The organism is Klebsiella sp. K5-306 (assembly GCF_051835185.1).
In the GTDB taxonomy this organism is placed as follows: domain Bacteria; phylum Pseudomonadota; class Gammaproteobacteria; order Enterobacterales; family Enterobacteriaceae; genus Klebsiella; species Klebsiella oxytoca.
The window spans coordinates 159,323-186,300 of the sequence record NZ_JAIFJY010000010.1 but is presented as its reverse complement, the minus strand read 5'-3'; the positions used below and the strand labels follow the sequence as shown (position 1 = coordinate 186,300).

General features: G+C 50.0%; 39 protein-coding genes and 1 pseudogene. 24 read left to right on the top strand and 16 right to left on the bottom strand.

What is annotated here, in order from left to right; all coding sequences use genetic code 11:
- Positions 1 to 7 precede the first annotated feature (7 nt).
- Positions 8 to 799, top strand: coding sequence for an AraC family transcriptional regulator (locus K2184_RS16895; protein WP_163525085.1), 792 nt, complete (start codon positions 8 to 10; stop codon positions 797 to 799).
- Here the strand turns inward: K2184_RS16895 and K2184_RS16890 are convergent.
- From K2184_RS16890 to dgcJ, 3 genes are all read right to left on the bottom strand, one after another.
- Positions 783 to 1,229 (bottom strand): DUF441 domain-containing protein, encoded by a 447-nt coding sequence (locus K2184_RS16890; RefSeq protein WP_004101248.1) that lies wholly within the window; start codon positions 1,227 to 1,229, stop codon positions 783 to 785. The two genes, K2184_RS16895 and K2184_RS16890, sit on opposite strands and share 17 nt — an antisense overlap.
- A gap of 178 nt (positions 1,230 to 1,407) precedes the next feature.
- The gene (locus K2184_RS16885) at positions 1,408 to 1,908 is read right to left on the bottom strand and encodes a YbaK/prolyl-tRNA synthetase associated domain-containing protein (RefSeq protein ID WP_004112261.1); all 501 of its coding nucleotides are present in this window, start codon (positions 1,906 to 1,908) and stop codon (positions 1,408 to 1,410) included.
- A gap of 33 nt (positions 1,909 to 1,941) precedes the next feature.
- Entirely contained in the window at positions 1,942 to 3,438 is a 1,497-nt protein-coding gene (gene dgcJ / locus K2184_RS16880; RefSeq protein ID WP_049592078.1) for a diguanylate cyclase DgcJ, read from the bottom strand.
- 454 nt (positions 3,439 to 3,892) lie between these two features.
- Here dgcJ and K2184_RS16875 point away from each other — a divergent pair, with 454 nt between their 5' ends.
- Positions 3,893 to 5,050: a glycosyltransferase family 9 protein gene (locus tag K2184_RS16875; RefSeq protein ID WP_163525111.1), complete on the top strand. Its 1,158-nt coding sequence runs from the start codon at positions 3,893 to 3,895 to the stop codon at positions 5,048 to 5,050.
- A gap of 212 nt (positions 5,051 to 5,262) precedes the next feature.
- Here K2184_RS16875 and K2184_RS16870 read toward each other — a convergent pair whose 3' ends face one another.
- The 11 genes and pseudogenes from K2184_RS16870 to K2184_RS16820 all read right to left on the bottom strand — a co-directional run bounded on the left by K2184_RS16870 (position 5,263) and on the right by K2184_RS16820 (position 12,405).
- Entirely contained in the window at positions 5,263 to 6,402 is a 1,140-nt protein-coding gene (locus K2184_RS16870) for a phage integrase Arm DNA-binding domain-containing protein (RefSeq protein ID WP_064374401.1), read from the bottom strand.
- Positions 6,377 to 6,640: an excisionase gene (locus K2184_RS16865; protein WP_064374402.1), complete on the bottom strand. Its 264-nt coding sequence runs from the start codon at positions 6,638 to 6,640 to the stop codon at positions 6,377 to 6,379. The genes K2184_RS16870 and K2184_RS16865 overlap by 26 nt, the downstream gene beginning before the upstream one ends.
- 338 nt (positions 6,641 to 6,978) lie before the next feature.
- Positions 6,979 to 7,374, bottom strand: coding sequence for a hypothetical protein (locus K2184_RS16860; RefSeq protein WP_123829858.1), 396 nt, complete (start codon positions 7,372 to 7,374; stop codon positions 6,979 to 6,981).
- A complete protein-coding gene (locus K2184_RS16855) occupies positions 7,364 to 7,834 on the bottom strand; it encodes a hypothetical protein (protein ID WP_181680416.1) in 471 nt (156 codons plus the stop codon). Before K2184_RS16855 ends, K2184_RS16860 begins: the two co-directional genes overlap by 11 nt.
- Positions 7,831 to 8,169, bottom strand: coding sequence for a hypothetical protein (locus tag K2184_RS16850; protein WP_181680417.1), 339 nt, complete (start codon positions 8,167 to 8,169; stop codon positions 7,831 to 7,833). Before K2184_RS16850 ends, K2184_RS16855 begins: the two co-directional genes overlap by 4 nt.
- Before the next feature lie 149 nt (positions 8,170 to 8,318).
- Positions 8,319 to 8,579, bottom strand: a pseudogene (locus tag K2184_RS16845) (ead/Ea22-like family protein); the annotation flags it as partial.
- Between the two features lie 228 nt (positions 8,580 to 8,807).
- Positions 8,808 to 9,377, bottom strand: coding sequence for a hypothetical protein (locus K2184_RS16840; protein WP_181680419.1), 570 nt, complete (start codon positions 9,375 to 9,377; stop codon positions 8,808 to 8,810).
- Positions 9,374 to 10,159, bottom strand: coding sequence for a ParB/RepB/Spo0J family partition protein (locus K2184_RS16835; RefSeq protein ID WP_131929670.1), 786 nt, complete (start codon positions 10,157 to 10,159; stop codon positions 9,374 to 9,376). Before K2184_RS16835 ends, K2184_RS16840 begins: the two co-directional genes overlap by 4 nt.
- Entirely contained in the window at positions 10,159 to 10,458 is a 300-nt protein-coding gene (locus tag K2184_RS16830; RefSeq protein WP_047720907.1) for a hypothetical protein, read from the bottom strand. Before K2184_RS16830 ends, K2184_RS16835 begins: the two co-directional genes overlap by 1 nt.
- An 88-nt stretch (positions 10,459 to 10,546) precedes the next feature.
- Positions 10,547 to 11,464 carry a recombination-associated protein RdgC gene (gene rdgC / locus K2184_RS16825; protein WP_047720908.1) on the bottom strand — a complete coding sequence of 306 codons (918 nt, stop codon included), beginning with the start codon at positions 11,462 to 11,464 and terminating at the stop codon, positions 10,547 to 10,549.
- A 308-nt stretch (positions 11,465 to 11,772) separates the two neighbouring features.
- A complete protein-coding gene (locus tag K2184_RS16820) occupies positions 11,773 to 12,405 on the bottom strand; it encodes a LexA family protein (protein ID WP_040186304.1) in 633 nt (210 codons plus the stop codon).
- 99 nt (positions 12,406 to 12,504) lie between these two features.
- On the opposite strand from K2184_RS16820, the gene K2184_RS16815 reads away from it, so the two are divergent.
- The 10 genes from K2184_RS16815 to K2184_RS16770 all read left to right on the top strand — a co-directional run bounded on the left by K2184_RS16815 (position 12,505) and on the right by K2184_RS16770 (position 18,228).
- A complete protein-coding gene (locus tag K2184_RS16815) occupies positions 12,505 to 12,702 on the top strand; it encodes a Cro/CI family transcriptional regulator (RefSeq protein WP_040186306.1) in 198 nt (65 codons plus the stop codon).
- Between the two features lie 34 nt (positions 12,703 to 12,736).
- Complete coding sequence (locus K2184_RS16810; protein ID WP_040186309.1) at positions 12,737 to 12,967, top strand: hypothetical protein; 231 nt, start codon at positions 12,737 to 12,739, stop codon at positions 12,965 to 12,967.
- The gene (locus K2184_RS16805; protein ID WP_047720911.1) at positions 12,968 to 13,423 is read left to right on the top strand and encodes a YmfL family putative regulatory protein; all 456 of its coding nucleotides are present in this window, start codon (positions 12,968 to 12,970) and stop codon (positions 13,421 to 13,423) included.
- 237 nt (positions 13,424 to 13,660) lie between these two features.
- Positions 13,661 to 13,873: a DUF4222 domain-containing protein gene (locus K2184_RS16800; RefSeq protein ID WP_071988277.1), complete on the top strand. Its 213-nt coding sequence runs from the start codon at positions 13,661 to 13,663 to the stop codon at positions 13,871 to 13,873.
- A complete protein-coding gene (locus tag K2184_RS16795; RefSeq protein ID WP_047720912.1) occupies positions 13,830 to 14,744 on the top strand; it encodes a conserved phage C-terminal domain-containing protein in 915 nt (304 codons plus the stop codon). The genes K2184_RS16800 and K2184_RS16795 overlap by 44 nt, the downstream gene beginning before the upstream one ends.
- Positions 14,741 to 15,550, top strand: coding sequence for a DNA adenine methylase (locus tag K2184_RS16790; RefSeq protein WP_047720913.1), 810 nt, complete (start codon positions 14,741 to 14,743; stop codon positions 15,548 to 15,550). The genes K2184_RS16795 and K2184_RS16790 overlap by 4 nt, the downstream gene beginning before the upstream one ends.
- 9 nt (positions 15,551 to 15,559) lie before the next feature.
- Positions 15,560 to 15,949 carry a RusA family crossover junction endodeoxyribonuclease gene (locus K2184_RS16785; RefSeq protein WP_125286717.1) on the top strand — a complete coding sequence of 130 codons (390 nt, stop codon included), beginning with the start codon at positions 15,560 to 15,562 and terminating at the stop codon, positions 15,947 to 15,949.
- Positions 15,950 to 15,963: 14 nt separating this feature from the next.
- Positions 15,964 to 16,659, top strand: a complete 696-nt coding sequence (locus K2184_RS16780) for a phage antirepressor KilAC domain-containing protein (protein WP_047720915.1) — start codon at positions 15,964 to 15,966, stop codon at positions 16,657 to 16,659.
- The gene (locus K2184_RS16775; RefSeq protein WP_154952927.1) at positions 16,656 to 17,636 is read left to right on the top strand and encodes a DUF968 domain-containing protein; all 981 of its coding nucleotides are present in this window, start codon (positions 16,656 to 16,658) and stop codon (positions 17,634 to 17,636) included. The genes K2184_RS16780 and K2184_RS16775 overlap by 4 nt, the downstream gene beginning before the upstream one ends.
- A gap of 13 nt (positions 17,637 to 17,649) precedes the next feature.
- A complete protein-coding gene (locus K2184_RS16770) occupies positions 17,650 to 18,228 on the top strand; it encodes a DUF1133 family protein (protein ID WP_127673849.1) in 579 nt (192 codons plus the stop codon).
- A gap of 582 nt (positions 18,229 to 18,810) precedes the next feature.
- Here the strand turns inward: K2184_RS16770 and K2184_RS16765 are convergent.
- Positions 18,811 to 19,221 carry a hypothetical protein gene (locus K2184_RS16765; RefSeq protein WP_181680420.1) on the bottom strand — a complete coding sequence of 137 codons (411 nt, stop codon included), beginning with the start codon at positions 19,219 to 19,221 and terminating at the stop codon, positions 18,811 to 18,813.
- Between the two features lie 242 nt (positions 19,222 to 19,463).
- Between K2184_RS16765 and K2184_RS16760 the strand changes: the two genes are divergently transcribed.
- From K2184_RS16760 to K2184_RS16730, 7 genes are all read left to right on the top strand, one after another.
- Positions 19,464 to 19,859, top strand: a complete 396-nt coding sequence (locus K2184_RS16760) for a phage holin family protein (RefSeq protein WP_004121584.1) — start codon at positions 19,464 to 19,466, stop codon at positions 19,857 to 19,859.
- A complete protein-coding gene (locus tag K2184_RS16755; protein WP_004121581.1) occupies positions 19,846 to 20,127 on the top strand; it encodes a phage holin family protein in 282 nt (93 codons plus the stop codon). The genes K2184_RS16760 and K2184_RS16755 overlap by 14 nt, the downstream gene beginning before the upstream one ends.
- The gene (locus tag K2184_RS16750; RefSeq protein ID WP_102811754.1) at positions 20,127 to 20,756 is read left to right on the top strand and encodes a glycoside hydrolase family 19 protein; all 630 of its coding nucleotides are present in this window, start codon (positions 20,127 to 20,129) and stop codon (positions 20,754 to 20,756) included. The genes K2184_RS16755 and K2184_RS16750 overlap by 1 nt, the downstream gene beginning before the upstream one ends.
- Positions 20,757 to 20,763: 7 nt before the next feature.
- Positions 20,764 to 21,039 carry a hypothetical protein gene (locus tag K2184_RS16745; RefSeq protein ID WP_142481531.1) on the top strand — a complete coding sequence of 92 codons (276 nt, stop codon included), beginning with the start codon at positions 20,764 to 20,766 and terminating at the stop codon, positions 21,037 to 21,039.
- On the top strand, positions 20,990 to 21,184 hold the full coding sequence (locus K2184_RS16740; protein ID WP_142481533.1) for a hypothetical protein: 195 nt from the start codon (positions 20,990 to 20,992) through the stop codon (positions 21,182 to 21,184). Before K2184_RS16745 ends, K2184_RS16740 begins: the two co-directional genes overlap by 50 nt.
- Positions 21,181 to 21,474 carry an Acb2/Tad1 domain-containing protein gene (locus tag K2184_RS16735; RefSeq protein ID WP_181680421.1) on the top strand — a complete coding sequence of 98 codons (294 nt, stop codon included), beginning with the start codon at positions 21,181 to 21,183 and terminating at the stop codon, positions 21,472 to 21,474. Before K2184_RS16740 ends, K2184_RS16735 begins: the two co-directional genes overlap by 4 nt.
- 124 nt (positions 21,475 to 21,598) lie before the next feature.
- A complete protein-coding gene (locus K2184_RS16730; protein WP_014228564.1) occupies positions 21,599 to 21,784 on the top strand; it encodes a hypothetical protein in 186 nt (61 codons plus the stop codon).
- A 214-nt stretch (positions 21,785 to 21,998) separates the two neighbouring features.
- On the opposite strand, the gene K2184_RS16725 is transcribed toward K2184_RS16730, so the two are convergent.
- The gene (locus tag K2184_RS16725; RefSeq protein WP_224226066.1) at positions 21,999 to 22,163 is read right to left on the bottom strand and encodes a YnfU family zinc-binding protein; all 165 of its coding nucleotides are present in this window, start codon (positions 22,161 to 22,163) and stop codon (positions 21,999 to 22,001) included.
- 583 nt (positions 22,164 to 22,746) lie between these two features.
- On the opposite strand from K2184_RS16725, the gene K2184_RS16720 reads away from it, so the two are divergent.
- From K2184_RS16720 to K2184_RS16700, 5 genes are all read left to right on the top strand, one after another.
- Positions 22,747 to 22,992 (top strand): DUF2560 family protein, encoded by a 246-nt coding sequence (locus K2184_RS16720; RefSeq protein WP_032694447.1) that lies wholly within the window; start codon positions 22,747 to 22,749, stop codon positions 22,990 to 22,992.
- Positions 22,993 to 23,046: 54 nt separating this feature from the next.
- Entirely contained in the window at positions 23,047 to 23,388 is a 342-nt protein-coding gene (locus K2184_RS16715; protein ID WP_032694448.1) for an HNH endonuclease, read from the top strand.
- A gap of 117 nt (positions 23,389 to 23,505) precedes the next feature.
- Positions 23,506 to 23,970 (top strand): phage terminase small subunit P27 family, encoded by a 465-nt coding sequence (locus K2184_RS16710; RefSeq protein WP_181680422.1) that lies wholly within the window; start codon positions 23,506 to 23,508, stop codon positions 23,968 to 23,970.
- On the top strand, positions 23,924 to 25,666 hold the full coding sequence (locus K2184_RS16705; RefSeq protein ID WP_181680423.1) for a terminase large subunit: 1,743 nt from the start codon (positions 23,924 to 23,926) through the stop codon (positions 25,664 to 25,666). The genes K2184_RS16710 and K2184_RS16705 overlap by 47 nt, the downstream gene beginning before the upstream one ends.
- The gene (locus K2184_RS16700) at positions 25,666 to 26,973 is read left to right on the top strand and encodes a phage portal protein (RefSeq protein ID WP_181680424.1); all 1,308 of its coding nucleotides are present in this window, start codon (positions 25,666 to 25,668) and stop codon (positions 26,971 to 26,973) included. The genes K2184_RS16705 and K2184_RS16700 overlap by 1 nt, the downstream gene beginning before the upstream one ends.
- Positions 26,974 to 26,978: the final 5 nt, after the last annotated feature.

The following is a 26,978-nucleotide window of genomic DNA, read 5'->3' as shown; positions in this document are numbered from 1 at the left end:
CAATTTTATGATCGGACTCGGCCTGGACGGCTACGACCCGGACAGCGGCCACGAGGCGGCGCTGGCTTTTCGTATTCAGGTTGTCGCGGATGAACAGTACATTCCGCGCCATCAGCATCGTAAAGGGCAACTCATACTTGCCCTTCACGGGGCGCTAACCTGTGAAGTCGAGAACGCCATGTGGATGGTGCCGCCGCAGTACGCGGTGTGGGTGCCCGGGCAGGTACCGCACAGTAATCGCGCGACGCCGGAGGCGCAAATCTGCTTCTTATTTATCGAACCCGATGCGGCGCCGATGCCGGATTTCTGCTGTACGTTAAAGATTTCGCCGCTGGTGCGCGAGCTGATCCTCGCGATGGCCCAGCGCGGCAGGGCCTGGCTCGGTAAACCGGAGATGGACCGGCTGGTGCAGGTGCTGTTTGATGAGCTACCGCAGCAGCCGCAGGAGCATCTGCAGCTACCGGTCTCCGGACATGCCAAAATTCGTCAAATGGCGGAAATGATGGCCGTCGACCCGGCCCGCTGGCAATCCCTGGCGCAGTGGGCGGCGGAGTTTGCCATGAGTGAACGCAATCTGGCGCGGCTGGTGGTGCGCGAGACGGGGCTGAGCTTTCGGCGCTGGCGGCATCAGCTGCAGCTTATTCTCTCCCTGCAGATGCTGATTCGCGGGCAAACGGTACAGCAGACGGCGCAGAGCCTGGGCTACGACTCCACCACCGCTTTTATTACTATGTTTAAAAAGGGCCTTGGGCAGACGCCGGGACGCTATCTTGCCAGCCTGGCTACGACTTCCCGATAAACAGCGAAATTATCCCGGCGGCGATCAATGGGCCGACCGGTACGCCGCGGAAGAGGGCGACGCCGAGCACGGTGCCGACCAGCAGCCCGGCAACCAGCTGCGGCTGCGAGCCCATCAGCGCCACGCCGCGCCCGCCAAGCCAGGAAACAAAAACGCCTACCGCGATGGCCAGCAGCGATTTCCAGTTAACGAAGGAATGCAGCAGCGTTGAAGGCGGGAGCGTACCGCTGGCGATTGGCGCCATCACGCCAATGGTGAGAATAATTATACCGATGGTCAGCCCCTGCTTTTCTATCCACGGAAAGAAAGCGTTAAGCGGGGTGACGCGAACGATAATTAACACCAGGATAGAAATAGCCACGGTTGTGTTATGGCTAACAAAGCCGAGCGCCGCCAGGCCCAGCAGTATTAACAGGGTGGTGTCGAGCATGTGCAGAGGTCCTTGCCAGAAAACAAAAAAGAGAAGCCCGTTTACTCTACGCATAATTGCGTGACTAAACAGGCTTTTTTATCTCAGAATGATGTTTTCAGGCATCTGCCCGATGGCGATCTTCCCGCCGCGAAGCTCGCAAAAAAGCGGAAACGGGCTGCAGACGGCGGGAGCAGACTCAGGGCTGGCGATGAAAAGCCGCCAATTCCGGCCGAGCAATGCGCAGATAGTCGGCGGTATCCAGGATGATCGATTTATCAAGCTGCCCGGCGTTAAAGGCGATTTCCGGGAAACGCTCGAACAGGACCGGATCGGCAACCAGCCGCAACGCCGGGTGGAAACTAAAGGGGGGAATCGCGCCAAACACGCAGGCGGTCAGGGAGTCCACTTCCGCCGGGCTGGCGAGGGAGGCTTTACTGCCGCCGATATACTCGGCCAGACGGGCTAAGTCCGCCTGCAGGTCGGCGGCAAGAATCGCCAGAACGTGCTGATTTACGCCATGACCTTTAATTTTGCATACCAGCGCTTTGGCTCCCTGACCCAGCGCGGTACCGCGGATCTTCGACACCGCTTCACATTTCCCGACGGCTTCATGTTCCACAACCCGGTAGCGGGCATGGGAGCGGTTAAGCAGCGCGATCAGCTGCTGATGAATGTTGAGTCCTGCAGACGCGTTCATGCTGATGGTTCCTTAAAAATTTAAAGCTAAAGATTAATCCTCTCGCCCTGGATGGACGTGCTTTTTTTGTTTTTTATTTTCGTACAGCCGGGCATCGGCGATTTGCATGGTATCGGCCAGGCTATCTCCCGGCGCCATGCTACAGGCGCCCCATGAGAAGTTAACGCGCTTGTTGACGTCAATCGTTCGCAGATGCTGGCGGATACGCTCGGTAATATTTTTGGCGTCTTCTTCGGCGTAATCAATCAGTATCAGAAAGAACTCATCGCCACCCAACCGGATACCGTAATCGCTTTTGCGTATGGCGGCGGATATGGACTGAGCAAGCATCACAATTGCGCGGTCGCCTTCGTTATGCCCAAAGGTATCATTAATGTATTTAAGCCGGTCGCAGTCCAGCGCCATAAACACAATATTCACCCCCTGTTCCGTCAGCTTTTGCATGCGCGATTCCAGCAGCGAGGAGAGAATTTTACGGTTGTAAAGACCGGTTAATGAATCACTAATATTTTCTTTAAAAACATCGATATACAAACGAAAATGCATGCGAACAAGATGAAGCAGCACGCCGGTAGAAATCAGGTAAAACAGGAAGAGCTTCCAGGAGCTGAGCAGGAAATACATCACGTCCAGCGACAGCGAGATCTGCAGGTTTGTGGCTACCGCATGTTGATAATGGGCATAGCTAAAAAGATGCGTTTTGCTGCGGTGAACAATGATTTCTGAGGTTGAGTCCGAATCCGTTAATGTGATGTCGAGATAACGCCACACCAGCGGGCGGTCAGCGGTATACAGGAGCTCTTCGATATCTTTACGGCTAACATCGACCATGACGACCCCTTTAAGCCCTTCGTGGTGATACACCGGGGACAAAAACGAGAGAATATTTTGCCCGGTCACCGCGTCCACGTAGATGCTGGACATCAACGTGCGGCCGCGCAGTAAGCTGTTAAGGTTAGTCTGGGTAATACCTAATTTGCCGTCGTGGAGAAAGTTCCAGTTGTCCAGTGCGCGGTTTTTAATCTCGACTTGAGTATGGAAATACACATATTTATTTTTAAAATCAATGAAGTAACGTAATTTGTTGTCGGATTTATAAGGACCGGTTTCCTGGCCATGGTGGGTTCTGTTATGGTCGATAATGGTATCAAAGGCCTGCAGCGCGGGCAGATCGTTAACCCACGCCAGGCAGGAAGACTGATTCGCACTGAGCGTGCCGCTAAGCAGGGGAAAGGTGTACTCCGTAATATTCAGACCGCTAACGCTGCCTTTTGTTTGTACGCTGTCGCATGCCTGTTGAGCGACTTCAGCAGAAGGTAGGGTATCTAACTTGCGGGCGATCTGGGAGATAACCAGCTGATTTTGATATTTATCGTAGAGAAAAGCGTACTCGCCTTTTTCGACAATATAGTGCATATATTCCGACATATCCCGATGGCTGACGACTAACTCATAGACCAGGAATGAAGAGGTCAGGACCACTACCCCAGCCGAAATCAAATGACGAAGTAATTTATTCTTTAATTTCATTACGTTAGTTCACCAGATCGTTAAGGTCAGTTTACCTGCGCACGGTCTATTCATGTCATGAAGGGGAAAAATCAGGATACGCTGTGATAAAACTTAAGCAGTTGTCACCGGTAGATTCTAGCAAAAGCGTGTGCATGTTTAGCCACATTACGTGTTGAATGGAGAAAGAGTTCACTTTGTGTATGGCGATCCCGATAGCGATATGAAAACTGAAACCAGAATTCATGCAAACTATAAGCAGGCTAATTGTAGGCTTTCACACCCCTTTTATCCACATTAACTTCACCTTTCCCTCATTTTGCATGCAATAAGATATGCTGCAATAACGAAACGTATTACTATTCGCCCTGCGCCAAAAACAGGATAATTTTATATAACAAGAGAACTTTTCTTATTTTCATTAGTCATTAGGATGACTAGCAGAGGTGTTGTTGATTGTGGTGACGAGGTTATGATGATGGAAAACGCAGCGGTGCAGGTAGCTCCCCGGAAGTTTAAAAAAATAAGAGAGCTCAACCGGCGCCGCAATTATTTTTTTAAGAAATTACGCAATATTCTGCGGGTTTATATCGCAAAAGCGTTATGGGATAGTCGCGCGCGTCGCGAAGCAGATTTAACGTCCGCCAAAACGGTACTGCTTATGCGCAATGAAGGCGCGATAGGCGACGTTGTCGTTGATTCTGCGCTGGTTAAATGCCTCCATAAGGCAGGTATAACCGTTGATTTTCTGTTAACGAAATCGAACAGCCAGGTCATGCGTGATAATCCACATATTCGCCATATTTATGAAGCTGAGAATGTCGACTCGGCGGCTTATCTGCGTAAGTTTACCCATAACGTTCCTCAGTCAGTTATTAATGAGCTTGCGAATAATAAGTATGATATTGTTATTGACCCCTCGCTGTTTGATATTCCGGTGCACCGGATGCTGCTGTTACGGCAGATAAAAGCGCGCTCGGTGCTGGGGTTTAATAAATGGCCTTCTATTAATCACTATACCCGCTCTTTTGATTTTGACTGTGCAAACTGGCACGTCAGCAAGACCTTTACGCTCATTGCCGATTATCTCCAGCTGGACAAAAAATATCTGCAGTCTTATGACTTGCATATTCCCGAGAATGTCGAGCACGAGGTGCGTGATTATCTGGCGTCTAAAAGTGGACGAAATGTGGTCATTAATATTTTTGCCGGCCATCCGGACCGCAGCATGTCGCAGGAGCAGCTGGCCACGCTTCTCACCCGACTGCGCGAAGAGTATCCCGCTATCAATATTATATTGCTCGACCACCGCAATGAAATTCGTCTTTCTCTGCCGGAGAAGGTCAGCGTGAATCCGTTTAAAACGCTGCACCACTGCATGGCGCTGATTGCGCAGGCCGATTTGGTTATCTCGCCGGATACCTCGGTGGTACATATGGCGGCTGCGTGGAAAAAACCGCTGGTCGCAGTGTATAAGGATGTGCGCATGAATAATCGGCTGTGGGCGCCGGGATATGATAGGGCCCGGCAGATCATCGTTAAGTGCGGTAAGGTGCACCAGTTGGAGAGCTTGCCCGACCTGATAATGGCGGAGATTGACCCTGGCACTCTACAGCAGAACCGGGCCGGATAAAGCAAAAAAAACAGCCAGCTGTGAAAGCTGGCTGTCCGGAAGAGATTAACCGTCCGCTTTTGAGGTTTGCTTGTGAAGCAGAATGCTAGAAAATATTTTATTGAAATATAAAGCGTTTTTTGTTTCCCCAAAATATCCCCAATATCTTTCCCCAAAACGCTACGTGAAAAATACAAGACCAGCAGGGTAATGCCTCACCATTTTTCACGTAGCTACACCTGAAGCTTTTTCCAGTCCAGTCCTCTATCATCTGCATACTCTTCGCTCATCGCGTCAGTTTTATGACCCAGCAAGGTTTTAACGTTTAAGCCTTGTTCTTTGTAGAGGCGAGATGCCAGTGAACGTTGTTCATGAAACGATGGCGGGGTATGACCCTCAGGCCACTTAATCCCTGATTGATCCCTTGCAATGGTGAAATACCGCGATATGGAATTCACAGGGATTTTGCTTCCTGGCTTCGCCGTCGCATGCAGAACTGAGTGATGAATTAGGTACTTGCTAACGAATCGATCCCGGCATCTTGCGATCACTTCTTCAAGCGTCATACCGATGGCATCACATCTAAGGGAAAGTGGTAAGGCAATTTTGGACCCCGTCTTGTTTTGTGTGATATGCAGGAACCCATCCCACACATCGGAAAACTTGAAATCAACGATGTCACCCAATCGCTGGCCAGTAATTAAAGCCAGAAGCATGGCGTTCTGCGCAGCTGGCTGCATATCCTCGGCGTGTTTAAAAATGGTTTTCCATTCTGCTAAGGTCAATCGTTTTCTCCTTACCTTCACTACAGGATTCTTCGCAGCAAGAGCAGGGTTATAACCAGGAGGAACCTCGCCTGCATGTTGAGCCTCTTTAAAAACATCAACCAGAACCGACCTTACCTGTTGCCCCATTCTTTGCTTACCTGCATTTTTATATTCATCAATGATGGTAGCGATAATCTTGGTATCCACATCTGCTATTCGCAGATTCGGTGTTCTTTTAGATAAAATATTCGAGCAAAGACGCCTATTTTTTAATGTGGATAGTTTGATCTCGTTGTTTTCCATCCTCTCCTGTTGAATTTCCTTATACTTTTTAATCCAGTCGCTAACTCTCATTCCCGGGGCTTTCTTGTCGTTTGCTTTAATGGCCATATCGACAAGAGCGTATGATTGCTTTGTTTCCTGTTCAGAAATGAGACGATTCATCTCAGTTGCAGCAGCTTTCGCTGCATCTTCATCGGTTCCAAACCCTACAAAAACACCTGATGTGGGATGCCTATACTGCCAGTAGATACGGGATGTTCTCTTATCTAACTTGCAGTATAAGTTTGGAATATTAATGTTATGTTTTCTGGGTCGAGCTGCCATAGAAGGCCTTCTCCACTAACTGGCGGGCTTTATCTGACAGAGATGTAGAAATATCAACATCACCCACCATGCCAATAAAACGAGCATCTTCATCAATCACCCAGCGGCGACCTTGTTTGATTGCAGCCGGGAAGGTTTGTTTGGTTTTAGCTATTTTATTCAGTGTTGCTTTGCTCACTGGATATTTAAAACCATTTGGTCCTGATGCCCAGTCATAGATAGTAACTAGCTGCCCCATACGTATATCTCCACTAATCCGGCTGCAACCGGGTTATCTGCCACTAAAAGAACAAGCCGAGCATCCCCCACGAAGCCCGTCATTACACTTTTTGCACAGCTGGTGGTCTGGCTCTCCTGTTACTGTCGAATAAATCTGGAAAGGAACTATTACTGGCATAGGTACGGTAAGAACCTGGCTCCGAAGCTTTGCTACTTCATCGGCTAATTCCATTAGCCTGTTATGCAGGTCTTTTGCTTCCTCCTTATACCAGGCCAAATCATCACGAATACGCCGCCAGCGACGGAGCTTTAATTTGTTTGCTCTCGGCGCGGCTTTGCGTTCTGCGGGGGATTGACTCACTGTTTTATCCCCCGCTCAGTGTTTTTCAGGTCATTCTCTGCGAAGAGGATTGACGTTCTGGCGGCGCGCAGCCGGGCCTTAGCGTTCTTTTCTTCGCGCTCCAGGTTGGCTACAGCCTCGCGCAGTTCATCACGGCGGTTATGAAGCTGCTGAATCTCTCTCACCACAGCCTCGCCATCAGTCGCGCACTGAAGAACGTACTGGAAAGGGTCAACGGCACAGCCACATTGAAGGCACAGAATGATCCGCCCTTTCTCATCGACTTCAACGGCTTTATGCTTGCAGTGTTGCTGCCTGTAGTCCTTTCTGTCGGTTACGGTGATATTCAGTAGCTTCTCTTCGTCTCGCTTGGGCTGCACCAGAGTGATGACGTTGTCGCTCTCATTTTCCATCTGGCACCTCCTGCGGGGCGGCTGCGAGCGTGGCGGCGTTCCAGGCTTCAAATTGACCATCAATGCCATCGTCACAATAGCCGTCAGTTGTCCGTAACGAATCCCAGCCATCGAGGGGCGCTCCATTCTGTGATTCCCACCATTTTTCGAATATGGAGCGGTCAGGCACAACCGGCTGCTGCGCGTGGCGATAGAGCGGGATGATTTCCGTTAACGCCGACTCCCAGCCAAAATGATCCGCTTGAGCCTCAACAACGGAGCGAGTAATGCCGATCGCTTCGTCGTACACTTCTCCGTGATAAATCGCAATCCATGCCACCGGCTCGCTGTCCATTGCGGCCAGCATCATGCGGGCTACTCGCTTGAGAATCTCTACATCGGCGAGCCCCAATTTGTAGCCGGCTTTTAAATCAAAGACAGCCTGAACATTCTCTTCTCTGGTTAACTGGTTATTGGTCATTGATTGGCTCCTTCTGGCTTGATTCCGCCGTCACAATGCGGGCATGGGCCAGCTTGCTGACCGTTTTTGATGGTCCTGCCATACGAGCAACGGTAACACCGCAAATTTTTAGCCTTTTCCGTCACTCTGATTATGTCCCTGCCGAATCCCATAGAAATTCGCTCAAGATAGCCGCGCTTTATCAGGCTTTCAGCCATGATGCCGACTCTAACTGGAAGGAGAGAATCGCCATCCCATAACGCCGTTTTACGGAATGGGCTAATTTCGATTTCCCAGCCGTGGACAATTGCTGGCTTTAAAAACTCGCGTTCGCGTTTGTTTAGTGGTTTGCCCATCACTCAGCCTCCCACTTGATGCCAACGGCGGTCAGCCATTTGGAAAAGTTGTTCTGACAGTCGATATATCCCTTCGCGTAGTCCTCAGTGGCACCGTAATGGCAAATCTGAAATTCATCATATTGCTTCACGGTGACGGTGCGGGGCTCCAGCTGAGTAATCCGCTGCTGCGCCTTCTCCAGCGCCTCTACCAGCGCGAGGACGTTGGCAGGGTTAGCCAACTGAACAAATTCACGATTGGCCGCTGAATCCGGCCCTATAAAATTCGCGATAATAAATCCGCTGTTGGCCTGGTCATCGTTGCTGCAAGTGGCATCCCAGCCATCGCCAGACTCTTTTACCCAGTCGCCGGAACTTGCTTTCTCTGCTGCCGCTTTCATAGCTGGCGCCAGTTCGGTGATATCAGTCATGGCTGGACTCCTTCACGCCATCCCATTCAACCCAGGCGTTTTCACCGTCTGCATCAATTTCGCCTTTGTGTCCGCATTTCGTGCATACGGCTTCGTCGCCAGCCCAAAGAGTATCCGGAGACACAGACCAGCCAGTCACACTCACTTTGTCGTTGTTGCAGTTCGGGCAGTTATCAAGCCAGCCGACAGTAACCGTTAATGGCCCGTACCCATGCTCTGTTCTAATGCTCATTTGTCGGCCCCCTCGCGCAGCAGCTTCACATGTGAATTAGCCAGGGAAAGGTAAGCCAAAGCTGACACTGCCTCGCTTTCATCAAAAATCTTATGCACGGTGTTGGATACAAACTCTTCAACCCCTTCAGCCTTAATCCCGGCATAGATGCGATCGGTGCCGGGGGTTTCTACCGAGTCAACCAGCCAGTAATCGCATGTTTGATAGGTGTGCTGGCTATCGGAGGTGTGCAGCCCTTGAGCATCGAAGCCTTGAGCTTGTTGAATCACGACACCCCATGACACGCGCTGAACATCTTCGCTCCAGCCGTCGTCTGCGTCCTCACGGTAAGCGTCAATCTCAGCTTGCGCTGTATCAATAGCGCTCTGCTTGTCTTTGAAGTAATCGAAGCCGTATTCAGGGGAATATGCGAAGTAAGTTACGCCAGCCTTCAGCCCCACATTCTCCGCAGCCAGCTGCTTAAACGCTTTCGCCAGCGCCATAACCTTTGTCTCTTTGATTGACAGCTCGCCCGCCGACTCCAGCGACTGAATGAGCTCGTTTACTGCCTGTAGTGTGATAGTCATACAGCCTCCCCGAGCACCCAGCGCAGAGCATCAGCGTATTCACCGCTGGCACCTTCAAGGGCTTTTGTGATTTCTTTGCGTGATTTGAGACGTGGCTTAGTTTCGCCAAGCACGGCGCGCTGGCGCCTGGCTTTTTCATGGCCGGTAGTTCCAACGGTTGCAGATTCAATCTCTTTTACTTTTTCCCGCTGCTCTTCCGGGGGAAGCGTGCCAAGCTGACGTGCCTGGGTAACAGTAACAGTGCCAGATTCCACCGCTTCCCGGACGGCCTGAGTAGCATCGAGGAGGGAGAGCGTTGCTCGAACGGTCTGAACGCTGCAGCCAAACAACACCGCAATGTCGTCCTCATCGAGTCCGCGGTCGAGAGCGTCTGACATTTTTTTAGCGCGGCCAAGCGGTGTATCAGGTCGGCGAATTTCGTTTTCGCTGACCATGTATTTAGCCATCTGATTTGCTGATCCGCGCTTAACGACCCCAGGAACAAGCAGTGGGTCTTTGCCCTCTTTCAAAAGAAGCTTATTTGCCTCCAGGGTGTGTTTTACGCGCTGACGGCCTACAACTACGCAGGTGAGCCCCGTTTCAGGGTCTTTCCAGACGATGATCGGCTCCAGTACACCCAGCTCCTTGATGTTCAGTACCATCCCTTCGTCGATCGGCAGGTGAACACGTTCATCGTAGAGAGGGTGGGTCATATCGGTGACCAGGTGCAGGTTTTCGGGCTCGAACGTTAAAACGTTCGTCTTGCCACTGGCGCCATATACAACTTTTGAATCTTTAGCCATCAGACAGCCTCCACATCGCTGGTGGAAGCAGCCGAGATATTCTCCATATCGCGCATAGCTTCTAAGACGTGCATATTGCTGCGGGTTTTAGTGTGACGTTCAACAATGCGATCGCATTCTTTAGCCCAGGAAAGAACTTCTTCTTTCATGGCGTCACGTTCTTTACGTGCCTGGCGAAGAGTAACGTTCGAAACATCGAGCATAGTTGCCAAATCTTTTAGCAGTTCTGCAGTAGCAGGAGGCATTGTTTTAGCCGCCTCAAAGGCATCTTTAATTAACTGCTGTGCTGTTTTTGCCATTATGTTTTTTCTCCAACTGACGCGCTGCAACGCGCTTTAGGGTGCAGCAACCCAACCCATGAGAATGGGGTAATTGCTGCTGTTCTAATCAGGCTGCTGGTTTTTGTTCTTCGGGCTCTTTGTAGGCGAGCAGATCACAAAGCTGGTTAATTACTTTACAGAACTGGAACATGTCCGTACCTGCCTGGTGACGCCAGCGGTAGGCTTTGTCGTCATCATCAGAATAATCATTATCCTTGGTATCGATCCGCCGGAAATGGAATTTATCTGTAAGCAGAAAAGAGACGCCGCAGCCTCTTAATTCCATGTTATCAACGATAAAACCTGTGTTCAGGCTCTCCAGAATTTCACTGGTAACGGAAGTGTGCTCCGCAGAGTAGCGAATAACTTCTTTCTGTTCTGCCAGTCGGGATAGCTGGACATAATCACCAACCTCAAACCCGGCAAACGCTGATTCTTCGCCGTCCAGATGGTTTTTAAGGCGCGTTGTCAGGCCGTTTTTGATATCACTGATGTTGATCGTGACTGTTTTTACTGAGCCGATCACTTTAACCAGCATCGCCCCGACTAAATTGGCAATATTTTTATTGGCGGAATTAATGATCAGCAGATTTTCTGCAGTGTTATACAGGACCAGGATCAGAGACGACTTGATGAATGCCTGTTTGCAGAGCTGAACCTTAGCATCCTGGATAATGTTGTTACGGTCAGCGCGCTTCAATTTCTGACCACACGCATTTTCGATGCGCTGGATACGCTCATTGGCTTCTTTCATCACGACGTGCTGGGGGATTATTTTCTCATCGCGGCGAACCACGATTGCATAACCGCCAGTAATTGGCGTAACCAGCTCGCCGGTAATCGGATTAGGGACGAAGGAAGCCCGCGCGAACTCCGTTTCTGTAAGTTCAGAGTAGGGCAATTCCTGCAGGTGCCCTTCAACCGATTCAATACTGGGCAAAGTAGCCCGATAGACAATGGCGTTACGTAACTTTGATAATTTCATTTCTATGTCCTCTGCAAAGGATTGGTTAGTTATCTCCACACAACACAGAAGAGCACCTGCGGCTGCAAATCCGCCCGAGCGGATTGGGTGATGGGCCCGTTACTCGGTGATGCTCTTGTGTCTTGTGTAAAAAGGGCGGTACCAGAAACAAAGGGAAACTGGCACCGCCAAGACTACACACAGCACAGTTATGCACTTAATATTAGATATCTTACATTTTTAGTCAAGGTGTAATTGTAAGTAATCTTACTTTTATGCCCGGGGGTATAAAAAACCCGCTTATGGCGGGTTCGGAGGGGATTGCAAAGTTAGAGATCTATGATGATTTGCTTAACTATCCCGATAAGGTTGGTGTCTTGATTGATCTCGATAGGTTTGAAAGACGGATTCAGTGGCATTAGGTATGAAAAAGGCGGGTCAATAGCTAACTTCTTAAGAGTTGCTTCACCGCCCGAAACGGTTTGAGCCACGACGATTTTTCCATTAGCTTCATCAACAAAACCATACTCCGGCTCTACAATAACAATGGAACCATCTGGAATGCTAAGCTCTTGATTTGACGTCATTGAATGTCCTTTAACTCTCAACGCAAAGGCAGAATCAGACAGCTTTCGCGTCGTTTTCACCATTTCATTGCTAGGGTTCCCTATTACCTCGGTCCAATTACCCGCTTGCACCCAAGAAATGAGTGGAACCTCTCTTGTTGAGATTAGATTTATATTAATGCCGTTTTCGATATCCCCCGTGCCAAAAACTAGCCACTCGGGGGAACATTGCAGGCATTTACAAACCAGAATCAGGTTTTCTCCAGACAATTTAGTCAAATCACTTTCCCACTGGGTAACAGCAGAGGCACTGACACCAGCCCACTCAGCAATATCCCGCTGCGTAAGTTTTTTCTGTTTTCGCCTAAATCTTAATCTGCTACCAACGGTATCCATAAATTCTCCTCGGATTGCACGTTAGCAATCTTACATTTAATTGACGTAAGCATGCTGTCCATATACGATGTAAGAATGCTAACTTTAAGGAGGTGAAGCATGTTAAAAACACAAGTTGTTGAGTACTACGGTGGCATTTCTAAAACGGCAATTGCTTTAGGGGTAACCCATAGTGCTGTTTGCCAATGGGGAAATGTAATTCCACAAAAACAAGCATTTGTAATCGAGAGAATCACAAAAGGAAAACTCAAATACGATGCGAATCTTTACCAAAAGTCTATAGACCCAGCAGCTTAGAGGTAACTACAAACCGAATTTCAAAGGGGTAGGTATGAACCCGGAACAGTTCATAAAAAACAATGTTGTTAAGGCACTCCTGACTGATGGTTATTCAGCAGAACAGGCTGAGCAGGGGGGGGTAGAGGCTATTTCGTACTACCGGCGCTCATCAAAGCCGACAACCAAGCGAAGAAACATCTTTGACGACTGCCTTGAACAAGCCCGAATGATTCTTAAGTACGGCAAGAAGAAAGGCACCAGAACGAAAGGGGCATTGATTTAAATGACAAACCTGAAAGAAGCCGTAAAGGCAATGTGCAAAGCCTATCCCGGCGGACGTGAAGCGATGGCTGGTGCATTAGGTATGACCTTAACCCAGTTCAATAACAACCTCTACGAGAAGAACGGCTGTCGTTTCTTTGAAGTATCTGAACTGGAAGCGATGGAGGACATCTCGAATACATCTCACCTGGCTGAATATTTTGCCCGCCGTCGCGGTGCTCTGCTGGTGGATGTGCCGCACCTGGAAGAACTGGACCGCGTGGACCTGTTTAGTCGTGCAATGCGTACCTCTGCCGCCAGGGGACAGGTGGATCAGATTATCGAACAGGCGCTTGAAGATGGGGTTATCGAAAGACATGAAGCTGAAGAAATCATGGTGCATCACCGCCGCCACCTGGCAGCGCGTGAAGAAGAAATCGCGGCAATTATCACGTTGTTTGCACGCAAAAAGAAGTGACGCCAGCAGGTTGCAGCCTCTGGCGTCGTGGCGTGTCGTTATCAGTGGAGATTACTAACGCATGAACAGTTTACCAACACAGTACCGCAGGTCGCAACTTATAGCGCGTCCGGTTCCTGGTGGAGCAGGTCCGGTTCAGTTCGTGTATGGGGTAAGAGTACCAGGCGGGTTCGAGCCTGTCTGCTACCAGTTTGCTCAGTGGGTGGTAGGGGACTTTAACGGTCAGGCGGGGAGCGTATGCGAGAACTTAACCGATGGTTCAGAGATCACTACGGAATCCCGGTCCAGGTCATCCGCTGGGAGCCCCAGACACAGCGCGTTATATACCTGCGTGAAGGGTACGAGCATGAGTGCTTCAGCCCCCTTGAGCAGTTCAGACGAAAATTCAGGGAAATAGAGGGGTCTTATGAGCCTGTTAATGCCATCAAGGCCGATAGTCATCAATCCTGACCTTGCATACAGCATTGGTCTGAATGAAGCCATAGCGTTGCAGCAGGTTAACTACTGGCTGAAGGAGACAACCTCCGGGCTTGAGCGTGACGGTGTGCGTTGGATCTACAACACCACTGAGCAATGGCTGGAGCAATTCCCGTTCTGGTCTGAGTCAACGCTGAAGCGCACATTCACCCGCCTGAAGAGCCTGGGCGTACTCAAAATCGAGCAGCTCAACAAGTCGCAGCGCGACATGACCAACTACTACACGATCAATTACGAGAGTGAGCTTTTAGATGAAGTCAAAGTGACTAAATCGAAGGGGTCAAAATGCGCTGTTCCATCAGGTCAAAATGACACGATGGAAGAGGTCAATATGAAACGCTCCACCAAGTCAAAACGAACCGCTGTCATCAGGTCAAATTGGCACGATGATCCTACAGAGAATACAACAGAGAGTACTACAGATAATAAAACCCCTTCTTGTCCGGTTGCTGAGCAACCTGACGAGACCGGGCCTGCGATTACCGTTCTGGAACATTTCAACAAGGTTACTAATTCGAGCTATGGGCGAGGAGGACGTGGCAAAACTACTCTGGGATATATCCGCGGTCGTCTGGCAGAAAATTACAGCCCTGAAGACCTCATGCTGGTGGTTGATTACCTGAATGAGAAATGGGCGAACGATTCAAAAATGTGCGACTACCTACGGCCAAAAACACTTTTTGCCCCAGAGAACTGCGCGGAATATTTCGATAAGGCCCGGAAATGGTCCTCGGCAGGACGGCCTTCCTGGGTGAATGGACGATGGTCCAAAGACGCCGCTGCGTTCAAGTCCACTCACGCCAATGTTGATTATTCTGGCATACCAGCGGGGTTCAGAGGATGAGCAAGCCATTTCTGAAGTGGGCAGGTGGTAAATACACCCAACTTAACGATCTGTTCAGGTATATCCCTGAAGGGTTACGACTGATTGAACCATTCGTGGGGGGCGGTTCTGTATTCCTGAACAGCGATAAACACGCGGATTTCCTGTTGGCAGATGTTAACCCCGACCTTATCCATCTGTATCAAATGCTGGCTGTCGTGCCTGACGTGGTTGAAAACAAAGCCCGCTGGATGTTCGAGAAAATGGGCAATCCTGAAGGTTATGAACTGATCAGGAAGGAATTCAACGCGCAGACACTGGATGCAGCCGAGCGTGCAGCTGCATTCTTGTATCTCAACCGGCATTGCTTCAATGGGCTGATGCGTTACAACCTGGCCCATCAGTTCAACGTTGGCTGGGGAAAATACAAAGCTCCCTATTTCCCATTTCAGGAGATGAAGGCTTTCGCTGATATGTCTCACAACTGCGTATTCATGACATCCGGTTATCGCCGGACTATCGGCCTTGCAGGGAAAGGTGACGTTGTGTATTGCGATCCCCCTTATGAACCGATGCCCGGTACTGCAGGGTTTACCGCGTATGCCGCTGGTGGTTTTAACTGGGATGACCAGGTATTGCTGGCTAAGCACTGCGTAGAAGCGCACCAACGTGGCGCGAGGGTAGTCATTTCAAACTCATCAGCCCCCAGGGTAGTAGACCTGTACCGGGAGCATGGTTTTAATCTGGAATTTATCAAAGCGCGTCGTTCGATCTCCTGCAATGGCACCACGCGGGAAGTCGCTCGGGATGTCGTGGCGATCCTCTAAGGGGGCCTTATGAAACTGACACTGCCATTTCCACCAAGCGTAAACAGTTACTGGCGCGCTCCCATCAAAGGGCCACTGAAGGGACGGCATCTGGTTAGCGAGACTGGTCGCAAGTTCCAGAAAGCAGCCAGGGCGGCAATTATCGAACAGTTACGGGCAGTCCCAAGGCCATCAAGTGAGCTGGCGGAAGTTCATATTGTTCTGTATCCGCCGGATCAGCGCCGTCGTGATATTGACAACTACAACAAAGCGCTGTTCGACGCGCTGACTCAAACCGGTGTCTGGGAGGACGACAGCCAGGTGAAACGTATGCTGGTGGAGTGGGGGAACATCGTGAAGAAAGGGAAAGTAGAAATCACCATTAAGCGATTTATTTCCCCGGCAGTTGCAGCTGCCTGACAAGTGGAGAACGTATGAATCAGTTAATCGCAAGCAAGACAGTTACGATGTCGAGCATCGAAATATCTGTTCTGGTAGATAAGCGCCACGACAACGTAAAAAGAACAATTGAAGCGCTGGTGGATAAGGGCGTTATAGCTTCTCCTCAAATTGAGGAAAAGCCCACTGCAGGGCGGACGATGTCGGTATATCTCTTCAGGGGAGAGAAGGGCAAGCGAGACAGTATTATTGTTGTCGCGCAATTATCGCCAGAATTCACAGCACGCCTTGTTGACCGCTGGAATGAGCTTGAAGCTGCACAACATCCGGTCATCCCGCAGTCTTTCTCGGATGCTTTGCGTCTGGCTGCTGATTTGCAGGAACAAAAAGAGCATCTGTCGCAAGAACTGGCATTAGCCGCACCGAAGGTTGATTTTGTTGATCGTTACTGTACTGCTAACGGTTCAATGTCATTCCGTCAGGTGGCAAAGCTTCTTCAGGCTAAGGAAACAGAGTTCCGCTTATTCCTGATTGAGAATGACATCATGTACCGGCTTGGAGGAACGCTGACGCCGATGGCTCAGCATATCGATGCGGGACGTTTTGAGGTTAAGACAGGCACATCACTTACATCAAACCACGCGTTCAGTCAGGCTCGCTTTACCGCCAAAGGGGTCAGGTGGATTGGAGGCCTGTGGACAGAGTACAAAGCAGGAGGACACGCAGCGTGAGAGCACTACTTACTCCTGAGATCGCCCCTAAAATGGGCGTTGTTCTTCTTCGCCCAGGTGCTGAGCTTATGCCATTGTTCAGGCGAGGACGTGTACTGATTGAGCCTGAGCCAGAGCGTTACGCTGAATATCAGACTGGAGCTATCCCTCCAGCAACACAGCCGCTGGAAGGTGACCCAACGGTATTGCCTATCTTTGAAAATATGGATGTGCTGATCCGTGCTGGCGGTTTAGTAGGCCTTGAGGCCGAGTTGGAGCGTACTTTCGAATGTCAGTATCCGCATGCAACCTGGCATAGTGAGAATTTCACACTCTTCCGCCATGAACCTGGAAGCATTCGCCTTTGCTGGGGTTGTGACAATCTTGTCAGGGACCAATTCACACAGGAACTGGCAGGCATTGCGCGTAAAAACCTGGTATCCTGGCTGATATCAGTCATACGTTCCAGACTGGGATTTAATGAGGACCATGCACTAACAATTCCGGAGTTGTGCTGGTGGCTGGTCATTAACGATCTGTCGCACGTCATACCGGAAACGCTGGCAAGAAAAGCGATGCGATTGCCTGAAGTCAGGCACCAGTCAGTGATGAAAGAAAGTGATTTACAGCCAGAGTTTGCGGCAACCGAATTAGTCCAAAAAAAGATACTGGCGCTGAAAGTGGATACTGAAACGCCGGAATCATTCATGCTTCGGCCAAAGCGCCGACGCTGGATAAACGAGAATTACACCAGTTGGGTTAAAACCCAGCAGTGTGCCTGCTGTAATAAACCAGCAGATGACCCCCATCACCTGATAGGCCACGGACAAGGTGGAATGGGAACGAAAGCGCACGACCTGTTTGTGTTGCCGCTTTGCAGAGCGCACCACGACGAGTTGCACGCTGACACCGTGGCATTTGAACAGAAATATGGCTCACAGCTGGAGCTGATATTTCGATTCTTAGATCGTTCGCTGGCAATCGGCGTACTGGCGTAAGTGGAGACGCAAGATGATTAATCCTTCTGAAGTTGGCAAATCCGGCGAAATGGTTCGCCTCCGCACACTGGAAAGCATCTGGATACAGGGAAAGCTGCGTATGTGGGGCCGCTGGTCGTATATCGGCGGTGGTAGCGGCGGCAATATGTTTAATCAGTTACTGGCATCCGGAAAGATAACGAAAACGGCTATCAATGAGGCACTACGCCGGATGAAGAAGTCAGGCTTAACCAGACCAGAGCTTGAGGCATTCTTTAAAGAGATTCTCAGCAGTAAAAACAAAAGCGGCCTAGCGTTCTGCTCTGACGAGGAGGGATTAAAAATTGATGGTGTTATTGCTGGGGTCATAATGAATGAGGACTACCGGTCACTCTATGGTGTGATTGTTGATCGCTATCGCTTACGCAAAAGTAAACTTCAGATGGCTAACGAGCTTATGGAAAAACATCCTGACTGGGCACTGATTACGTGCCGCAGAAGAATTGACACATGGATAAGTTTGGCAGAATCGATACTTTACGCACCACTATGTGACGCGTTCGGCACAAATGGCGACAGATTTTACTTGCAAAGTGAGCAGGAAAGTGCTTGAATTGTGGTAGGCTCGGGACGTTAAAGCGAACTGAGCAGCAAAAATTACTGAAGCCCGAGGTTAACGCCTTGGGCTTTTTGCTTTCCGGCGACACGACAGGGGTATTCGCGAGATGCATTGCATCAGTACCCCTGTCACATCGTCGTAGAGCATTGAAACGAGTTTCATCAGATGTTAAATTTTTGGTGTGGTGAATCCCCCTATGCGGAGGGGCATTGCCAGTCTGATATGTTTTTTTGCGCATTGCGAGTCGTCTGTGGACTGGCGGCGACTTACCGGGAGGCACCCGGCACCACACCTAATAAAAAATGATGATAGCTGTAAGGCCCACTTCGGTGGGCTTTTTCTTTGGGCAAAAAAAAAGCCCGCATGGTTTCATGCAGGCAAGGCAGTTACATTTAGATTTTGTCCCGGTATATGTTTTTTTGTCCGGAAGTCGAAAGATACTGTCTTGACTACTTTTTGTAAATAACGGATTCAAATCACAAGGCCATGCATTTGCATGGCTTTTTTATTTGTGCCACCAGAGCATCATTCACTCTGTGCTTTGTCGTTAATCCATCTGGCGGCCATCCTAAAGGACTATCTGCTGAGTTCTTTTTTCAGAGGTTGCATTTTCTTCAGTATCTCATCTGAATTAGTGACTGAGAAACCCGTCGGGAAAAATAGCATTCCATCGGATGGATGTTCATCGTGCCAGTGCTTCGTGGTGGCCATCGTATGAGCGTCGAGATAACTGGTGTAAGCATCAAGGAGAGCGTTTTTCCTGCGCCTCGGGGCGTAAGGTAGCAACTGGTTGAAATCAGCATCGCTGATAAGCCTGAATGGATAAGAGCCTCCTTCAATAGCCTCAATTTCGCTTAGCAACTTTCCCCGCAGTGGTGCGGAATGCTTCCTGAACTCTGCCTTACGTGACGAATGGTTACTGATTAGTGACGGAATAAAGAGCCCTAGCAGTGTCAGTATCACTCCGATTACTGAAATAATTTCCATGAGATTTCCCTATGCCTGATTTTATTTATTCAGTATTACCCGTGGTGGGATTCGGTTTTTCTTGTTTTGGTCTTGGATACATCCTTGGCTTCGTACGCGGACGAGACTGAACAAGAAGAATAAATCCGTCTGAGAGGGTGGTGAACCCTGATATTTTTACAGTGATTTTTGGTGGCTGTCACCTGGCGGCCATCCTATTTTCCCCTCGTTCTGAGAGGATCCACAGCAATAGAGGGGGCTAAATGTCCGATCCTGTTTCTGCCACAACGATAGCAGCTGGTGGACTGTTCGGCGCCAGCCTATTCGGCCTGGCAACTGGTATTGATTACGGCGTGGTATTTGGCGCGTTTGCTGGTGCGGTGTTCTATGTCGCAACGGCGGTGAATATTAGCCGCATAAAGCTGGTGGGCTATTTCATCACTTCATTCATATTCGGTGTGATTGGTGCTCCTCTGCTGGGGTCGTACTTCTCAAAGTGGACTGGTTACAACGACAGGCCGCTTGATGCACTCGGAGCGGTAATCGTGGCAGCCATAGCTATAAAGCTGCTGACTTTCGTAAACAGTCAGGACCTGGGTAGCCTGTTTGGGATTCTCTCTCGCTTACGTGGAGGAGGGACAAGCAATGGTAACAAGTGATCCGAGCGCAATCATTAATGCGGTGATATGCGCTGTAATTGTTGTTGTGCTGATGTTCTACCGGCGTGATGGGTCAAGACACCGCCCCATGATTTCGCTGATGGCTTACTTCACTGTTCTGGTTTACGCCAGCATTCCTTTCCGTTTCCTGTTTGGCCTGTACGAGTCATCCCACTGGCTGGTGGTGCTGGCTAACATTCTTATCTGCGGCGCGGTTCTCTGGTTCAGGGGGAATGTGGCGCGACTGGTTGATGCACTGAGGCACTGATGAACCAATCACAATTTCAACGGGCGGCTGGTATTAGCGCCGGGTTAGCTGCGCGCTGGTTTCCGCATATTGATGCTGCGATGAAAGAATTCGGCATTACTGCTCCACTCGATCAGGCGATGTTCATTGCCCAGATGGGGCACGAGTCCGGAGGCTTTACCCGGCTGGTGGAAAACCTGAACTATGCAGCTGACAACCTTGTACCTACGTTCGGTAAACACCGTGTCACCGCCCAGCAGGCCGCCGCACTCGGCAGAGCGGCAACACAACCAGCTAATCAGCGAGCAATCGCGAACCTGGTGTATGGGGGCGAGTGGGGGAAAAAGAACCTCGGAAATCAGGTTGCCGGTGATGGCTGGAAATATCGCGGTCGCGGCCTGAAACAAGTTACGGGCTTGAGCAACTATCGCAGCTGCGGACAGGCGCTGAAGCTTGACCTTGTTACCCAGCCTGAGCTGCTGGAGCGAGATGATTACGCCGCGCGTTCAGCCGCATGGTTTTATGTCTCCCACGGTTGCCTTCTTCATTCCGGTGATGTTGAACGCGTAACGTTGCTTATCAACGGTGGCCGCAACGGTCTGGATAAACGCCGAGCGCTGTTTAACCAGGCTAAATCAGTACTGGTGTGAGGTCACTATGGGCATTGAAATGATTATTGGTCTGGTAACTGCGTTGCTGGCCGTTATCGCTGGCGCATTTGGGTTAGGCCATTCACGTGGAACCAGCAAGGCGGAAGCCAAAGCCGAACAGCAGCGCACAGAAGAGAACGCAGCTGCTACAGTCGCAGCAGCAGAACGGAAAGCGCAAGCAACGAAAGAGGCCAGCGATGTACAGGAAGACGTTAAGCGTATGGTCGATGACGATGTTGATCGCGAGCTGCGCGAAAGATTTACCCGCCCCGGTAGTCGTTGATACGGCCTGCAACTGGGTGAGGGTCATCTACCTGACCGACCACGATATTGACGTTCTCGACCGTCAGACCAAGCGCGACATTCTGGCGCACAACAAATCAGTGCAGGCTAACTGCCCGCAACCAACCGAAAAGGCTACGAAATGAGTGAAGCAAAACCGCAGGACGGCAGCACTGTAAAAGGCTACCGCACATTAACCGCGGGCGAGATTGAGCGCATGAACCGCCTCAAAGGCGTCAGCCGCCACTTATGTAGTTTGCTTGATACCGAGCAAGGTGACTTGTTGGCTGTCCGTAATGGCCCGGCAATGTTAAGTGCTGAGCAGGCTCTGGAGATTGATGAAGCTTTGCGCTGTCTGGCAATCGCTCGCACCAAAATGCAGGAAGCCTGTATGTGGGCATGCCGCGCGGTGGCTCGCCCTGACGCTGATTGCTAACACAACTTGCGAAAAGAAATCCACCGAAAATAAGTCAGTCGATGCTTGATGATTAGCAGATAGTCTGCTAACGCTATCGTGATAGTATTTCAGCGGAGTTTATCTATTAAAAGGAATGCGCGATGTGGACGTACTGATTGACAGTGCTTTCGAGGGATATCTCTTCCTCTTACTGGATATGTGGACAGTTTTAATTGTTGCTTTCGTCGGGTTGGCTCTGTCATTTTATGGCGTGCAAATGCGTAGAACTGCCGTCACCTTCTTTCTGCTTGCTGCGATAATCGGGACTGCTGGTTCGATCTATACTTAAATGTAGGTTGCAGAGAATATGCAGAAAGTCAACCCGCAATCCAACGGTGGCTATTACTGCGGTTACTCGTGTCATATGCCCTGACACACATAATTTGAACCCAGGTCGCCAATGGCGGCCTTTTTTATTGCCAGAAGCAGGAGAAGAAGCATGTCAACGTTTCGTTTACTGAAGCCTAAGAGTGAACATCAGCTTCAGTAAAGTATTCGATCAGTTACTTAACAGGTTTACTTTCTGAGGGGAGGAAAATATTTCCGCAGTATGGGCAGATCAATGTTATATCGTTTTTAATTCTCGACAGGCTATGTGTTGACTGGCGAGAGCAGTGAGGACAGGTGCTTTTTACAGGCCTGAGTGTACGTATCTTGTCTTTGAGCATAGACATGGTTTTATCCTCGTGAGTGATTGCTAACCATACACCACAGGACAGTAAATAGCTCACTTTTTAACCTTTATTTTTTTGTGACTATTTGGCTTGTACGGAAGATGGCAACGAACGATTAAATCTAATTTCGTCAGTGCAAGACCATTGCACCTGTTCGAAGGCGAGTGAACCGGCTAATGTTTTATTTTAAAGATTTTCATCGTGTGAGTGTGATGACCCCTGGCAGGATAATCATCCGTCTGGCCAGACTAATTGAATAGCAGTTATCGATTAACAAGAAGAACTGCCATTATTGTGTGGTTGCTGGTATGAAAAAAAATGAAACACACTACTCTCATTGCACCTCCGTCCCAACACCAGTCTGTCGGAGGTCAGTTACTCGTTTAAGTGAGGCTCTCCCGGATGGCTCCTGAGAGTTTATTTAATCGATAACTGTGCATGACAAAAGGCCGCATTTTTTTGCGGCCTTTTTCTTAGCCATCAGAAAGGCCACCTCCGGGTGGCTTTTTTAATGGCATCACGGAGCCGCTTTCCGAAGTGGTTTGATAAAGCCTCCCACATCGCACAGAGGTAAGACATGGCAGAAATCACCGACGCCCAGCAGATTCGCCTGAACCTGCTTTCCACCCTGAACTACGACACAGCAGCAGCTAAAGTCGCTGTAGAGTTTGTTCAGGATAGTCCGCTTAAATATCAGCTATTCATCCAGCAATACAGCCGTGTCACATCAGAGACTGAAGTGGTGGCAAAGACGATGAAAGCAGTGCAGGAAGCAACTGAAGCGCTGCCGCTCTTTGATACCGCTGCTGAGCAGTCCAGCTAGGCATTACAGCAGGCATTCACTGAGTGCCTGTGATAATGCTCAAGGAACGAAAACATGAACAAAGAACCGCGCATATATGGCAGCAAATGGGACCGTGAGCGTCTTCTATTCCTTCGTGCGCACCCCTTATGCGTCATGTGCCACGAGCAAGGCAGGGTGACAGCCGCCACGGTGGTTGACCACATCATCCCGCATAAACTGAAAGAGGCTCTGCGTTCTGGTGACAGCAAGGCAATAGCGAAAGCGCAAAAGCTTTTCTGGAGCCGGAAGAACTGGCAAGGGCTGTGTAAGCAGCACCATGACTCAACGAAGCAGCGAATGGAGAAGCGCGGCACCGTTATCGGCTGTGATGAAAACGGTATTCCGCTTGATCCAAACTCTCACTGGTTCAGATGACGTCAATTCCATAGGGGAGGGGCGGGTCAAAAGTTCAGAAGTCTGACCCGAAATGACCGCCGCCCATCCTTTTTGTGCACAACCGCGAAATGAAAAGTTTTTTTCTGGGAGGTTCCGATGGCAGGAAGACGCCCGAAACCGACCCATCTCAAAGTGGTAACCGGTAATCCGGGAAAACGAAAACTCAACGATAAAGAACCCGCGCCAGCGCGAGAAATACCCAGCCCTCCGGCGCATCTCACCGACTGGGGAAAAGTAGCCTGGGGAAAACTCACCATGCTACTCGACGGAATGGGGATTCTGACCGTTGCAGATACGCTGGCGCTGGAGCGTCTTTGCGATATTTATGCCGATATTTTGCAGCTGCGCCTCACTATCGCCGATGAGGGCCGAACATATACGGTGCAGACCGATGGTGGCTTTTTGATTAAGGCAAATCCGGCTGTGGCCATGCTGGCCGATGCTGATCGCCGTTTCAAAAGTTATCTGGTTGAATTCGGTCTTACACCTGCAGCCAGGACGAAGGTGAAAGTAGATGGTGGAGAAAAAGAAGAAGACCCGCTCAACCAGTTCTTCGGTTGATCCCGCCACGCAATATGCGCGGGATGTAGACTCCGGCAAAGAAATCGCCGGTCCTGATATTAGAAACTCCTGTAAACGACATCTCAGGGATTTGGAATCCTGCCATGCTCGCGGGTTGATATGGGATGTTGCAGCGGCGCAGCGTGCCATCGACTTTTTTGCAAAAGTACTGAAGCTCAACGGCGGTGAGCATGAGGGCAAACCCTTTAACCTGCTGCCGTGGCAGTGCTTTATTGTAGGTTCGATATTCGGGTGGAAAAACTCAGACGACTATCGCCGGTACCGGATGGCTTACGTCGAGTCAGGTAAAGGCTCTGGCAAATCTCCACTTGCAGCGGGTATTGCTCTTTACTGTCTGGTCGCCGACAAAGAACCTCGCGCAGAAGTCTACGCAGCGGCGACGAAAAAAGACCAGGCCATGATCCTTTTTCGTGATGCTGTCGCAATGGTGGATCAGTCCCCTGCGTTAGCACAGCGAATAAATAAATCAGGCGGCGCGGGGAAAGAGTGGAACCTTGCGTTTCTTCAGACCGGCTCATTTTTCCGGCCTATCAGTTCGGATGATGGGCAGTCGGGGCCACGCCCACACTGTGCGTTGATTGACGAAATTCACGAGCACAAAAACAACCAGGTTGTGGAAATGATGCGCGCCGGGACGAAAGGTCGTCGCCAGGCGTTGATTTTCATGATCACTAACAGCGGCCACGATAAAACCAGCGTCTGCTATGACTATCACGAGTATGGGCGGAAAGTTGCCGAAGGCTCGATTGAGGACGACAGTTTCTTTTCTTTCATTTGCTCCCTGGATGAAGGAGAAGACCCTTTCAAGGATGAGTCCTGCTGGAAAAAAGCAAACCCCTCACTTGGTCACACTTTTACCGATCGTTACCTCCGCGAGCAGGTTACTCAGGCTCGGGGGATGCCGTCGAAGGAAAGTATTGTTCGGCGGTTAAACTTCTGTCAGTGGGTGGATGCCGATAATCCCTGGATGAGCAGCGATGTGTGGATGGGGTGTGAAGAGGACTTTGACCTGCAGGAGATGCAGGGAGAAGAATGCTATGGCGGCCTGGACCTTTCAGGAACTCGTGACCTTACGTCTCTGGCGCTCTTTTTCCCTAAAAAAAGAAAGCTGCTGGTGGAGTTCTGGACACCAAAAGATACTTTGCTGGATAGAGCGAAAACAGACCGCGTACCTTATGACGCATGGGAACGGGGAGGCCATATTCATACTACGCCCGGAAAGGCGGTGAAATATGGCTTTGTTGCTGAACGCATTGCTGATCTTTCCATGTTGTTCGATATAAAGGCGATCGCCTTCGACCAGTACCGCATCAAATATCTTGAACCGGAACTGGAGAGCGCTTCTGTGTCGGTACCGCTTATTCCTCATGGACAGGGATATTACAAGGCGCAGGATTCTGGACTGTGGATGCCTCATTCCATCGAACTCTTTGAACAGATGCTGGATGATGGCGTAATCATTATTAAAACAAACCCCTGCCTCCGATGGAACGCTGCTTCCGCCGTAACCGAAGCCGACCAAAAAGAAAACCGCATATTCGCCAAGAAAAAGAGTACTGGTCGAATAGATGGTGTGGTTGCGTCAGCGATGGCAATTGGTGCTGCAGAAGGTTATGAGCCTGATGATGGCGATATTGAGGGCTTTTTTGACGATCCGATCATAGTGGGTATCTGATGGCTAAGAATAAACAGCAACCAGGGCGTGTTAAGAGCGCTCTTTTAAACTGGCTTGGTGTTCCCATAAGCCTGACGAACGGTGAATTCTGGCGGGAGTGGTTCGGAACCAGCAGTAGCGGAAAAGTGGTCACCGCTGACAAAGTTATCCGGCTTTCTGCCGTCTGGGCGTGTGTGAGGCTCCTAAGTGAGTCGGTCTCCACGCTACCGCTAAAAATCTACGAGAGGCAGGCAGATGGATCGCGAAAGCTGGCCCAGAACAATCCCGCCTACCAGATATTATGCAGGCGTCCTAACCCGGAAATGACACCTTCCCGCTTCATGCTAATGATTGTGGCCAGTGTTTGTCTGCGCGGAAATGCGTTTGTCGAAAAGCTGTATATCGGTAGCAAGCTGGTATCGTTGGTCCCGTTACTTCCTCAGAATATGGTTGTAAAGCGACTCGATAGCAGAAAATTGCAGTACACCTATACGGATAACGGCGTTCAGCGGATCATTCCTATAGACAGGATGATGCATATTCGTGGGTTTGGTCTTGATGGTGTGTGCGGGATGATGCCGACAATGGCCGGGGTTGACGTTTTCGGCGCGGCCATGTCGGTTGATGAAGCCGCGGCGAAAATCTTCGAAAATGGCCTGCAAAGTACCGGATTCCTGTCTTCAAAAACGGCGCTTAATAAGGAACAGCGAGAAAGATTGCGTCAAAACCTTCAATCTTTTATTGGTTCTAAAAACGCCGGGAAACTGATGGTTCTGGAAAATGAGCTGACATACCAGAATGTCACCATGAACCCGGAAGCAGCGCAGTTGCTTGAAAGCCGTTCATTCAGCATTGAGGAAATATGCCGCTGGTTTCGTGTGCCTCCATTTATGGTCGGCCATACGACAAAACAATCAAGCTGGGCGTCGAGTCTTGAGGGGATGAACATGCTGTTCCTGACCCATACTCTGCGCCCCCTGCTGGTGAATATTGAGCAGGAAATCTCGCGTTGCCTTCTGAACAGTGATGAGGATTTGTTTGCTGAGTTCTCCGTTGAGGGTCTGCTGCGAGCCGACAGCGCAGGACGTGCCGCGTACTATACCAGCGCCCTGCAGAATGGCTGGATGTCCCGCAACGATGTGCGAAGGCTGGAAAATATGCCACCAATTGAAGGCGGGGATATTTATACAGTTCAGCTCAACCTGACTCAGTTGAAGAATCTTGAAAACAGCAACCCGGCGGTTCAGGCGCTGGCTGTAAGAGAACTTCATAACCACGTATTCCCTGATATTCCTTTCGAGCAATCGCCACTTAAACAGGCTGCTTAGGAGCC